Origin of the sequence: Paenibacillus sp. 8b26, assembly GCF_050626875.1 — a bacterium.
Classification (GTDB): Bacteria; Bacillota; Bacilli; order Paenibacillales; family Paenibacillaceae; genus Paenibacillus.
Genome location: NZ_CP192445.1, coordinates 410,520 through 423,130 on the forward strand (window position 1 = coordinate 410,520; position 12,611 = coordinate 423,130).

Below are 12,611 nucleotides of genomic sequence, written 5' to 3' on the forward strand. Positions count from 1 at the left end.
TTATCAGGAGAGTGGCTGTAATTATGTTTAAAAAAGAGATTTTAACAGGCTCACTACAGGAGCGCAAACTGATCGTAATCGACGATGTAGCAGCATTGGGCTACCCTTACAGTGAGTATGATCAGGGCCGAAAGGTCGGTGGTTATGCCGCTATGGCGCAATTTTCCAAAGGAGATATCAGCACTGGACTTGCCTACGTCAACATTCATTTGGATCGGAATAAAGACATGTTCTGGGGAATTAACGTAATGGAAGCTTATATGAAGTATAAAGAGTATTACACACCCGCATTAAAGGATAAAGTAAAAGCAAAAATGCTCAGTTTTAACATTTTGAATGCCGATGGGACGGCTCTGTCGGGAAATACAGAAAATCAACGGCTTATGTATGCGGCAGTCGGGGTTGTCGGAGCGGAAGAATGGCCAGATTATCCGGTGAATTATGCTACCATCGCCAGAAGTTATCTGCTGTCCGAACTTCCCACAATTACAAAACAGGGGTACTTTGAATACGACTCCCCAACATATTTTATCCATCATGTAGGACCGCTATTGTTCATTACTGAACACTTGAAAGATGCGACATTGCGGAATATGGCCAAACTGACGTTGGAGTGGTATTTTGCCAGTATCGTAGGGGAGTGGCTGCATGGGTACTGGGTGACCAGTCAGGCTAGGACATATAATGCGCAGCAAGAGCCGGGATATACACTTGATGAGAGTGCAGTGCTACTGTGGATGTTGTTTGGAGACAGTCGTAAGCCGATATATCTCGGCAATGAAACCAATCTGAAATTTACCACGATTCCATTTACGGTTGCGAACTACGAGTTACCAGACATTTTCAAGAGTATAGCGACAGCCCGTTCTACAACTTACACACATAAGGAACGGATGCCTAGAAACAGTAACAAACCGTATAAGACAAGCTACATCACCCCGGATTACGCCGTATTCAGTCAAAAGGACAATCGGCTCGCACAAAACCAGCTTCATCGTTGGGGCATCAAATGGGTGGGAGATACATACAGTGACGAACCAAATACGTTCTTCATGAAGCAACACTTCAGTGAGCCGATTAACTTGAATCCGTCCAACTCGGAATATTGGATTGGCGGAACGAATATGGAGGAAGTGCTTCAGGACGACGGTGCACTCATTGCGGTATACAATATCACAAATTCAAATACATGGATCGACGGCCCTGTTTCATATAACGGAATCAAAGCAACGATCGAACAGGACCCATTCAATAGGAACGGCTGGATATTCTTCCATACAGGTAAAATGCTGATGGCTGTCAGGACGGCACAACCTTACGATTGGCCTTATGACACGGAATCGTGGAAATACGGAGGTTATCAGAGAGCGTTGCGAAGTGACGGGGCAAAAAATGCGGTCATCGTTGAAACAGCACCTCTCATGGACTACACAGGCGGTTCTTGCATTAGAGAGCTTGACTGCTTTGCTGAGGCTGTGCTGACGAAAACCGTAGTGGATTTCAGCGGTATTAACGATACCAATCCACGGGTCTATTACAAAGGATTAACAGGTAAAGAGATGGAAATCGTATATGCCACCTCACGTAAAATTCAGGGTGCAGAAGTCAATTATGCTAATTGGCCTCTGCTGGATGATCCGTGGATGCATCAGAATTATAATGGAAATAAACTCGATTTGGTTTATGACAGAGAGAGACGGACCTATGATTTCAATAACTGGAAGGTAACATCAAGCATTATGTAAAGTGTCTGTCGCCAACTGACAAGGGCGTCTCAACCAGGCTATCAGATCTGTTTGAGACGCCCCTACATTTACTTCCAGGTGCCCACATGGGTTTGCACAAACTGATCAAATGAGATCGGGCTGCGCCCAGTGACATGCTCCACGGTATCGGTAACTTGGTCTTCACTTCCATTTTCACGTATCCTTTGATCCAATCCCGCTAGCATGGCAGCGTAGCTCGCAGGCATACCTGCCTGAATCATGCCGACTTTCAGTTCTTCGTCAGACAACGAGATGTGCTGAATCGTTTTTCCTAAAACATGGCCGATAAACTGAGCAGCTTCACCATATGTCAACGAATGAGGTCCAGTAATCACATGAGCTGTGTTATGAGGCTTATCGTCAATCAGGGCTCTTACCCCCACTTCTGCAATGTCATCTGCGCTGACGAAACCCACTCTCCCATCCCCTGTCGCACTATAAATCGTGCTGGTGTTTTTGATGGTGCTTACATGCTGACCTTCGGTAAAGTTCTGCATGAAATAGGATGGCTGTAATACTGTCCACTCAGGAGCTAAATTGCTGAGGACTTGATGCACCGGTCCGAATACCGGGCCATCCGCAGGGACAGATGCGCTGCCCAGAAGCACGAACCTTTTCACGCCTTCATGGATGGCTTTTTCAATAAAAGGAATCATGACTTTGGCGGGATTTACGTCCAATACAGGCACAACCAAATAAATTTTATCTACATTCGTCAGCGCTTTTATATGTGTTGATTCATCGTACCAATCGAAATGTATATGATCTGAGCCGGGCAAATTTGTCGAGTTACTGCGTCCCGCTAACCGGACAGGATGCTGAAGCTGCGTAAGTCTGGCAGCAATGCGACTACCGGTTTTACCGCTTGCCCCTGTAATCAATGTTATATTTTTGTTTGTCATTGGACTTTTCTCCTTATCGAAAACGAAATTTTTCAGACTAAACAGTCTAGAATTTCTAAAAAAATTTGACTAATCGGTCCGGAATTATCAAAAAAATAAACGCTATAGAGCGCTCATAAAAAATCAATCCAAAATCGACAGCGTCGTACGCACGATATCTTTAAGCACCTCAGGGCTTGCGCCTGTCTTGGCGGTAAATGTCAACGATAGCCGGGCATGATTTAGAAATCTGGCGATCGACCGTAGCTCAGACTCCATGGAATGAATCTCTCCCTCTTTATGAGCACGGACCAGGGCGTTGTAGAAAGCAAGTTCAAGCCTTTCTGTACTCGCAGATATAAAAACTTTGATTTCATGATGATGCGGAATCTGTTCAATAGCACTGTTCATAATAAAGCATTCTTTGGATAGCTTGGGGTCCGTCAAAACCCTGACAGATTCATTAAAAATCATCGCTATGGCCTCCTTAATGCTCCCTGGTTGACTTAGAAGATGAACTACGGCTTCGGTTTTGTCCCCTATAGAGAGCTGAATAGCCGAGAAGAATAAATCATATTTCGTTCCGTAGGTATCATAAAGACTCTGCCGTGCTATACCCAACTGATCCAGTAAAATCGTCAGAGAAGTTCCCTCATAACCATGCTCTCCAAATACAGCCATGGCTTTTCGCAGTACACTCTCCGTATCAAATTCTTTAGCTCTTCCCAATCCCCATGTTCACCACCTTGCCTAAGATCATACTTTTATCAGACTAATCAGTCAAGAAAAAAAAGTCTATTCTCCCATTCAACAAACCGAGGTCGTTGCCTAATTACACAGAAATGGCTGCAAATACGCAAAAAAACACCGTATTGGAATACGATGTTTTTTTGTCGTACGAATTCAGGTGGTTCAGCTTGAAGCTATTCATCAGAATCTACATTATGGTAAACCTGCTGAACGTCTTCCAAATCTTCTAATGCATCAATCAATTTATCAAATTGAAGCTGTGCATCTTCTGGAAGAGTAATATCATTTTGGGCAAGCATGGTAAGTTCGGCCACTGTAAATTCTGTAACTCCCGCCTGCTTGAAAGCTTCCTGCACAGCATGAAACTGGTCAGGCTCAGCATATACGATAACAGCCTCATCTTCTTCGATGATATCACGTACCTCTACATCTGCCTCCATCAACAGCTCCAACACTTCATCTGCGGTTTTACCTACCAGACCAATAACCGCCGTTGAATCAAACATGTAGGCTACAGATCCGCTTACACCCAGACTGCCGCCATTTTTAGTAAAAGCAGAACGAACATCAGATGCCGTACGGTTTACGTTATTGGTAAGTGCATCTACAATGACCATGGAACCGTTCGGTCCGAAGCCTTCATAGCGAAGCTCAACATAGTTTTCATCCCCGGCACCTTTTGCTTTTTCAATAGCGCGGTCAATGATGGCTTTCGGTACATTGTACGTTTTTGCACGTTCTAGTACGACTCTTAATACCCGATTGGATTCAGGATCAGGCTCACCCTGTTTGGCTGCTACATAAATTTCTACGCCAAATTTAGCATATATACGACTCGTATTGGCATCCTTGGATGCCTTTTTTTCTTTAATATTGTTCCACTTACGTCCCATAATATCCCGCTCTCTTTCTATATGAATATACACAACGGTATTCATTATATCCTTGTATATTATATCTCCTAAAGGACACTTGAACAAGTTCAAAGGATTTAGTGATAAAATTATCTCCTTTTCTCATGGAATTCTAATTTTCATCTAAAGGTGCTCCCATGTTCAAGAGTTAAGATCATATTACTTTCAACTTTTGAATCATATAAGAAAAGGAGTAATCTCTAATATGTTATCTAACCTGGACTATCAGATTTTCCACTTCATTAATGAACAAGCGAATAGCTTTTCTGTTTTGAATGGGCTGATGCGTTTTTTCGCCGAAGATGCCCAATATGTATTCGCCTTGGCCTTGCTCCTGTACTGGTTTTCAAGAAATAAACTCAACCGGAAAATGATCATATCAGCGGTGGTATCCGTATGTCTGGGCATGGGGATCAGCTTTATTATCGGTCATCTTGTGTACCGGGATCGTCCCTTCGTCACCCACGCCGTCATTCAGCTAATCAAGCACCCGGCCAATGCCTCCTTCCCGAGCGACCACGCCATTGGAGCTTTTGCGCTGGCGGTCACGTTTTGGCTGTACGGTAAGAGGTTTAGATTGTCCTGGCTCATCGCAGCTTTACTTATCGGTTTTTCCCGTATCTGGGCTGGCGTTCATTACCCGTCAGATATTGCGGCCGGTGCGCTGATTGGCACCTTGTGTGCAGTTAGTACCCGATATCTGCTTCTGCGTTTCAAACGTCCTCAGCAACTGGCAGACTCGTGCCTGAAACTGTACGAAAAAGTAGAACATAAAATTTGGAGCAAATCGACAAAACCCCAATCTGAGGATGCTTAAGTGTGATTAAGCCCCATAAACCATGGATATGGTTTATAGGGCTTCTTTAATTTATCCAATATGTTCAGACCCTGTACGCCGGAAAACAAAGCGCTACAGTTGTCCCTATATGTTCAATACTGCTTACTCTGATGTCACCGTTATATCGCTTGACCAGCTGCTTGGCTATCGCAAGGCCCAAACCTGTCCCACCCTGCTCGCGGCTTCTGGCCTTATCCACCCGATAAAATCGGTCGAATAAATAAGGCAAGTCCTCCGCCGGAATTCCGATTCCATAATCGGTAATATGAATATAAACCTCGTCTCGTTCCAGCGTCCCCGTTACAAGGATTTCTTTCGAAGAGCCAGAATATTTAACGGCGTTATCCAGCACGATCAGTAACAGTTGTTCCAGATGCTGAGGTGTGATGTGAATCTGCACCTTTTCGAGGGGAGTCAGTTCCTCCCGGAATATCATATCAGGATGCAGCATTGCAAAATTGGTGAGCGTATACTGAACGGTGTGACGGATATCTATTGTAGGCACATTCTGTTCAGAAGTTCCCGATTCGGCCCGTGTCAACTCCAGGAGATCGTTTACAATGCCTTTCAAACGCTCAAGCTCCTGGACAGACACACTAAGCGACTCGTCCAATATGGCCGGATCGTGTTTGCCCCAGCGGTTCAATAAAGAGATATGGCCTTCAATAATCGAAATGGGTGTACGTAATTCATGGGAGGCATCCTCAACAAACTGCTTCTGCTGTAGGAAAGAACGCTCCAACTGATCAATCAGCCCATTAAACACTCTTCCCAGATTTGACAGCTCGTCATTGTTATCGGATACTTGGACACGTTCCTCATGCAGCCCTTTTTTCCGTATTCTTGTCATCGTATCCGTCATGGACTGAATCGGCCGAATTAACTGGCGTGAAAGAAAAATTCCTCCTAGGGCGCTTAAAACAATAGCACCTATACCGCCCATAATCATGACACCCTTTATTTTGTCACTCACCTTCTCTAAATTTTCCATGTTATTGATGATTTCAACCGTTCCCTTAAAGCGACCTGAATTCAGCGGACTTCGCATGATCAAGACCTGATCCTCCAGATGCCATGCAGTCATAATCCTGGTGCTTTGCGCTGTTTGCGGCGGAAACCAATCCTCAGGCATTTCGTCACTGACACTCAATAGCGGGGCTCCTTGCTCATTCAAAATTCGGATCATTTGATGCGGATCATTCATATCCTCAATAAATCGTCGATTGTTCACGATTTCCTGTGCGGACATGTGTTTTTCCTGAAAAAAACTTTGGATTTCATTCATACTCTTGCGGATACTCACTTCTCCCTCGCTGATCATCCATTGGTTAATCGTAAAATATTGGACACCGTTGTACAAAACAAACAAAATGCATAGCAGCAACGAAGACCACACCGCCAATTTCCAACGAATAGGCAACCGGGAGAATATGGATTTTAACGTTGTCATTTTCGGATCACATACCCCAATCCGCGTAGTGTCTGAATAAAGCTCGGTTCTCCAGGCTCGTCGATTTTGCTTCGCAGGTATCGAATATACACATCGACGACATTCGTCTCCACCTCTGAATCATAGCCCCATATGAGCTCCAGTAATCTCTCCCGGGTCATAACGCGCCCAATATTCTGCATTAATATGGACAGCAGATCAAATTCACGCTTCGTCAATTCTACAATTTTCTGGTCTTTTGTCAGAACGCGGGCCTCGCTGTCCAGCACCAGTCCATTGTAGATAATCTGGGTGGTATCCTCCACAGAACCACTGCGTCGCAGCAAAGAACGCATCCGTGCCAGCAACTCCTCAATGGCAAAAGGCTTGGGGATGTAGTCATCTGCGCCGCTGTCCAGCCCCATTACTTTGTCCATCACACCGTCTCTGGCAGTTAGCATAATGATCGGAGTTTGTTTCGTTTTGCGAATCCGTCGGCATACTTCGATTCCGTTGAGGCCTGGGAGCATTAAATCCAACAGGATGATATCCCACTCCTCGTTTAACGCAGACTCCAGCCCCTTCCGCCCTTCATAGTTGACGGTTACCTCGTAAGATTCATGCTTTAGTTCCAGCTCAATGAAACGGGCCAAATTTTTCTCATCTTCGATCAGCAGTATCTTCTTCATAGCTATCCTTTCTATGCTTGGGGCGTCTTTTCCTAGTATGCTTGATATAGAAACCAGTTTACTCTATGTACATTAAAAAATAATGATCTTTTCATTTTATTTTTCTCATGATATTTTAATGTGTCCTGAGTAAGCTTAATCATGAATCTATGAACACAGTTCTGTGATCAATTTATCATGAAATGAGGTTCCTCTGTTGAAAATGAAAATACTGTTGACCGCCATCGCTCTAACGGCAGCCTTTTGTATAATGTCTCATTCCGGCTGGTTTACGAACCGTTCTGACGCTAAGGGCGTTCAACCCTCGGCTTTGGCGGTCACACCCGTCAAGTCTGAAACGACGCAGTCCAATGCCGCCAAATCTCCGCACCGTATGGATCATATCGTCATTGTTGTGGAAGAAAATCATTCGTCAAAAAAAATATCAGGCAATTCCTCCGCGCCCTTTATGAATGACCTGATGAAAAACGGTGTCTCTCTGATGAATCATTATGCGATCGAACACCCGAGTCAACCGAACTATCTGGATCTGTTTTCCGGTTCCAATCACGGGGTGAACAATGATCTGACTCCCAAGAAGATGAACGCCAACAATCTGGCATTGGAGCTTATGAAACATGGATATACGTTTGGGGGCTACTCAGAGGGATTGCCCAAAACCGGATTTACAGGCCCTTATGATCTGAAAACCCTGTATGCAAGAAAACATAATCCGTGGGTGAATTTCACCAACCTGCCTGCCTCGATCAATATGCCTTTAACCAGCTTTCCGCAAAATTTTAATCAGTTGCCGACTGTTTCTTTTGTCATTCCCAACCTGAACCACGATATGCACGACGGCACGATTCGGGAAGCGGATCAATGGCTGCAAGCTCACTTGTCCTCTTATGCCCGCTGGGCGCCGCAGCATAACAGTCTTTTAATCGTAACATGGGACGAAGATGACATGAGCAGTAAAAACAAAATCCCGACTATGATTATAGGTCCTCATTTGAAAAACGGCCCTTACAACTGGAAAAGCAATCATTTCTCCGTGCTGCGCATGATCGAACAATTATACGGATTGGAGCTGCTGGGCAAGAGCAGAACGGCACCGCTGCTTAATATATGGACAACAGGCTCATAAATGTCTAATATGATGGTGGAGTATGACTTGAAGGAGATAGATCATTTGGAGGTACTATACAAAAAGCTTAGCAATAATCATGAAATAACGATATACGACACCACAGAGCTGTATGGTGAAAAGGGATTATTCCGGGTGATGCAGTTTTCAAATGCAGCCGTACAAGGCGCGGTGGATTTGAATCATCCGCAGCGCATTCTGTTCGAATATCCAAGAGCCATCATCCATCTGATGGAGCTGAACGATCCGTCATTTGAAGACGTGTTTGTGATTGGGCATGGTATAGGTACGATTGCGGGTCATTTTACAGATAAACGCTTCAAGATTGCCGAGCTGGATGCACAAGTCGTGGAGTTCAGTCGAACATTCTTTGGATATGATAAGGACAACGTGACCGTTGGTGATGGACGTTGCATGTTGGAGAAGGAAGCGCCGGATGCATATGATTATATTATTTTGGACGCCTTCACAGATCAGGGAACGCCGTCACATTTAATATCCCGGGAATTTTTCAGGATGGCCAAAGAAAAGCTGGATTTCGAAGGCTCCGTGATCATGAATGTAATGGGCAAAAGTGAGCATGATCATTTGATGAATGCCATTCATACAACGTTGCGTGAGGAATTCGCTTATGTCACAGCTTTCTCCCTCCCCTCGGAAGGCGCTGCCGACATTCAAAATATCATTATGATAGGTCGGGACAAGCCAATCCGGTTTCAGGCACGTCATATGGCAGGATTTAATGAGATTGCACTTGGAGAAGGTCACATTCTACAGGACACAGACACGTAATGCTTGTACAATAATTGTTGGTAAAGATACGCCCAAACGATTGTAGTCCGGGCGTATTGGATTGTAGAACCGTATAGAGTGCAGGCTTGTAATTTATTAAGCCGAGTGACTATTGCTGAATAAGTTCCAATATCCGTCGCTCTATATCTTGGATATGAATGGTTTCTTTGTTGCTGGTTCTTCGCTCCACTAACTCTATTTTCCCGTGCTCAGCATCTTTACCAACGACGATGCGTACGGGAATACCCACTAAATCCGAATCTTTGAATTTAACCCCGGGGCGTTCCTCCCGATCATCCATCAACACTTCCACGCCGAGATCCTGTAGCTGGTTATACAAATCCTCGGCCATCTGCATTTGCAAGCTGTCTTTAACAGAGATCGGAATAATATGAACTTGAAACGGTGCCAGCGCATGGGGCCATATGATTCCGTTCTGATCGTGATTTTGCTCCACAATGGCAGAAAGGATTCGGGAAATGCCAATGCCGTAGCAGCCCATAATCATCGCCTGATCTGTTCCGGACGCATCCAGAAAAGTCGCGCCCAGCTTCTCGCTGTATTTAGTGCCCAGTTTAAACACTTGTCCAATCTCAATCCCACGATGAAACTTCAACTTCCCTTTGTCACAGCGAGGACATGGTTCCCCTTCCATGACGTTGCGTAAATCCGCCACATGGCGAAGATCCATATCGCGTTTTGGATTCACATGCCGATAATGGGTTTCCAGCTCGTTCGCGCCTGCGATGCCACTGGACATTTGAACGACGGAGTAATCCACCCACACAGGGATCGTCAAGCCGCATGGGCCTACGAAGCCCGAGGGGGTTCCAGTCGCCTTTGATACGGCATCTGAATTTGCTATTTCGAATTTTTCACTACCTAAAATATGTTTTAATTTCACTTCGTTGACCTCATGATCTCCCCTGACGACTACAGCAATGGGTTGATCGTCACTCATATAAATCAGTGTTTTGATCATATCTTTTGGCTGTATTTGCAGCGATTCAACCAGTTGATCTATCGTGCGCAACCCTGGAGTATGAAACTTTTCCATTTTATCTGCGGCAGTTAATGCTTCTGATTTTTCCATTCTCCGTGGCTCGGCTTTTTCAAGATTAGCAGCATAGTCACAGCAGGTACAAGCGGCTATCGTATCCTCTCCAATGTCAGCCAGCGCCATAAATTCATGTGTTCCGCCTTCGCCGCCAATAGCACCCGCATCTGCTTCAACTGCGCGAAAGTTCAGGCCACAACGGGTAAAAATACGATGATAGGCCTTAAACATGGTCCAATAAGCTTGATCCAGCCCTTCCCAGCTAGCATCAAACGAATAGGCATCCTTCATCAAAAACTCTCTGCTACGAAGCAAGCCAAATCGTGGACGTCGTTCATCTCGGAATTTGGTTTGAATTTGATATAGCGTTACAGGTAATTTTCGATAGGAGTTCACTTCATTCCGTACTAATGACGTAATGACCTCTTCATGAGTAGGACCCAAAGCGAATTCCCGACCATGCCGGTCTTGAAGACGTATCAGCTCTGGACCGTACACATCGTATCTCCCTGATTCTTGCCACAGCTCGGCAGGCTGCAATGCAGGCATTAACAGCTCCCCAGCCCCTGCACGATCCATTTCATCCCGTACGATTTGCTCCACTTTCCGGAGAACGCGTCTTCCAAGTGGCATGTAGCTATACACTCCGGCTGCGAGTTGCCGGATCAACCCTGCACGCAGCATAAGCTGATGACTGATCACTTCGGCTTCTGCGGGCGATTCACGTAACGTTGTCAGTAATAATCGACTTTGGCGCATGTGTGGCTGCCTCCTTGTATGGACGATAAAATGTACGCAAAAAAGACACATCCGTCAGGGACGAATGCGTCGTGGTACCACCCTTAATTTGACCATATCCATAGTATGGAACGGCCCTTCATCAGATAACGGCGTCTAACCGGTAACGGTTTAAAATACATTCCGCTACAGCTCACAAGGCAGGAAAACGTCCATTCGCGGCGGAGAAACCTTTCAGCCCATGGGTTTCTTCTCTGTACGGCGATTGTTGAACCTTTGATCCTTGGTCTACACTATTCCTGTATATTACAATTTTTTGTTATCTTACACGAAACGAAAGCCGTGGTCAAGGAGCTTTTTTGGAATTCATCCAGGACATGAAACGGTTCAGCGAACGTGTCAACACCCCGTCATTGCTTCTCAAAAAACGACGACGTATCTCACGTTATTCATCAGGCAACCTGCTCCTTATACCATTCTGAATGGACCTCGAACATACCTTGAACAAATACTGGTTTATGTATCTTTCTTTTTAAAATACACACCCTTATAAACCACAAAGTTTTGCGCATACCTGCCATACAGCTCGTTGAACTTGGAACGGAGTATATTCGAAGAGAGCGTGTCTGAAACTGTCCGGTCGGTTTGAAGCGTTAATACGGCACAACTGATTCCAAATTGGCAAATTTGTTCCATCGGATAGCCTTGAATAATTCCATACATCATCCCGGCAATAAAAGCATCGCCTGCGCCCGTGACATCAACGATTCCTTGAACAGGCTGCACGGGAATTTGTCCGTGAGTTTCACCTTGAGATGCAAATAAGACGCTGTCTGCACCACCAGTAAGAACGACATGTTTAACTCCGAGCTTATGAAAAACTTGCGCCGCCTTCAACATCTGCTGATCATCAGTTATCTTCAATTCCAAATAAGCTTCTGCCTCCACAACATTACATACCAGCCATTCTACTCCATTCAGATTACGGGGCAGCTTTCTCATTTTGGAGGCCGATACAGAAGAAACAACCAACGGAACTTGATGTTCGTGGCATAATCGGATTGTGGAAGCAAGTACGTTCGCGGAAAAATTGGTATCCAGCAGCACCAATCCGGATGAGGTGATCAAAGGGGCATTATCAAGGATAGCTGAGGCACTGATCTGGTCGTAAATCTCCATTTCTGCAGTTGCTACAATCATTTCACCCTGCTCGTCCAGCAGAGCGGTGTAGACCCCGGTAGATGGTTCGCCTTTGACTTGAAGAGGGGCCACGTGGATGTAACGGTTGGACTGTTCAACTACAAATTCACCTTCCGCATCATCTCCAACTGCGGTCAGCAGACTGACCCACTGCCTCAGACGTCCCAAATTTTCAGCCACATTCCGAGCTACCCCTCCGCAAGATTGCTGTCTGGTGCTGCTTGGATTGGAGGTGTGAAGCTGAAATGTACCTTTAATTATAATTTTACGGTCAATATTGGCCCCCCCGATACATAATATATGTTTTCGAACAGGCCAAGGCTCGTTCTGGCCATTTTTATTGAGCTGTTTAAAACTCATTACTTGACTCCTTTCGCGAGTCCGTTCGCATTGGATGATATATTTGTAATCAATTTACTTTCATTAAAATT

At 45.1% G+C, this 12,611-nt stretch carries 11 protein-coding genes; 4 read left to right on the top strand and 7 right to left on the bottom strand.

Annotation, left to right across the window (positions count from 1 at the left end; translation table 11 throughout):
- The first annotated feature begins 23 nt into the window (after positions 1 to 23).
- A complete protein-coding gene (locus ACQ4MX_RS01765) occupies positions 24 to 1,745 on the top strand; it encodes a hypothetical protein (protein ID WP_431088977.1) in 1,722 nt (573 codons plus the stop codon).
- Positions 1,746 to 1,813: 68 nt separating this feature from the next.
- Here ACQ4MX_RS01765 and ACQ4MX_RS01770 read toward each other — a convergent pair whose 3' ends face one another.
- The 3 genes from ACQ4MX_RS01770 to ACQ4MX_RS01780 all read right to left on the bottom strand — a co-directional run bounded on the left by ACQ4MX_RS01770 (position 1,814) and on the right by ACQ4MX_RS01780 (position 4,290).
- Positions 1,814 to 2,668, bottom strand: a complete 855-nt coding sequence (locus ACQ4MX_RS01770) for an ergot alkaloid biosynthesis protein (RefSeq protein WP_431088978.1) — start codon at positions 2,666 to 2,668, stop codon at positions 1,814 to 1,816.
- Positions 2,669 to 2,791: 123 nt separating this feature from the next.
- Positions 2,792 to 3,376: a TetR/AcrR family transcriptional regulator gene (locus tag ACQ4MX_RS01775; RefSeq protein ID WP_431088980.1), complete on the bottom strand. Its 585-nt coding sequence runs from the start codon at positions 3,374 to 3,376 to the stop codon at positions 2,792 to 2,794.
- Positions 3,377 to 3,570: 194 nt separating this feature from the next.
- The gene (locus ACQ4MX_RS01780; protein ID WP_025686422.1) at positions 3,571 to 4,290 is read right to left on the bottom strand and encodes a YebC/PmpR family DNA-binding transcriptional regulator; all 720 of its coding nucleotides are present in this window, start codon (positions 4,288 to 4,290) and stop codon (positions 3,571 to 3,573) included.
- Between the two features lie 226 nt (positions 4,291 to 4,516).
- Here ACQ4MX_RS01780 and ACQ4MX_RS01785 point away from each other — a divergent pair, with 226 nt between their 5' ends.
- A complete protein-coding gene (locus tag ACQ4MX_RS01785; RefSeq protein ID WP_431088982.1) occupies positions 4,517 to 5,128 on the top strand; it encodes an undecaprenyl-diphosphatase in 612 nt (203 codons plus the stop codon).
- Between the two features lie 64 nt (positions 5,129 to 5,192).
- Here the strand turns inward: ACQ4MX_RS01785 and ACQ4MX_RS01790 are convergent, their stop codons facing one another.
- Positions 5,193 to 6,599, bottom strand: a complete 1,407-nt coding sequence (locus ACQ4MX_RS01790) for a HAMP domain-containing sensor histidine kinase (RefSeq protein ID WP_431088984.1) — start codon at positions 6,597 to 6,599, stop codon at positions 5,193 to 5,195.
- The gene (locus ACQ4MX_RS01795; protein ID WP_431088985.1) at positions 6,596 to 7,267 is read right to left on the bottom strand and encodes a response regulator transcription factor; all 672 of its coding nucleotides are present in this window, start codon (positions 7,265 to 7,267) and stop codon (positions 6,596 to 6,598) included. Before ACQ4MX_RS01795 ends, ACQ4MX_RS01790 begins: the two co-directional genes overlap by 4 nt.
- Positions 7,268 to 7,469: 202 nt before the next feature.
- Here ACQ4MX_RS01795 and ACQ4MX_RS01800 point away from each other — a divergent pair, with 202 nt between their 5' ends.
- Entirely contained in the window at positions 7,470 to 8,393 is a 924-nt protein-coding gene (locus tag ACQ4MX_RS01800; protein ID WP_431091238.1) for an alkaline phosphatase family protein, read from the top strand.
- Positions 8,394 to 8,420: 27 nt separating this feature from the next.
- Positions 8,421 to 9,185, top strand: coding sequence for a spermidine synthase (locus ACQ4MX_RS01805; RefSeq protein ID WP_431091239.1), 765 nt, complete (start codon positions 8,421 to 8,423; stop codon positions 9,183 to 9,185).
- A gap of 109 nt (positions 9,186 to 9,294) precedes the next feature.
- Here ACQ4MX_RS01805 and ACQ4MX_RS01810 read toward each other — a convergent pair whose 3' ends face one another.
- Both ACQ4MX_RS01810 and ACQ4MX_RS01815 read right to left on the bottom strand, forming a co-directional pair.
- Positions 9,295 to 11,001 carry a proline--tRNA ligase gene (locus ACQ4MX_RS01810; RefSeq protein ID WP_431088987.1) on the bottom strand — a complete coding sequence of 569 codons (1,707 nt, stop codon included), beginning with the start codon at positions 10,999 to 11,001 and terminating at the stop codon, positions 9,295 to 9,297.
- Positions 11,002 to 11,496: 495 nt separating this feature from the next.
- Complete coding sequence (locus ACQ4MX_RS01815) at positions 11,497 to 12,540, bottom strand: carbohydrate kinase family protein (RefSeq protein WP_431088989.1); 1,044 nt, start codon at positions 12,538 to 12,540, stop codon at positions 11,497 to 11,499.
- Positions 12,541 to 12,611 lie beyond the last annotated feature (71 nt).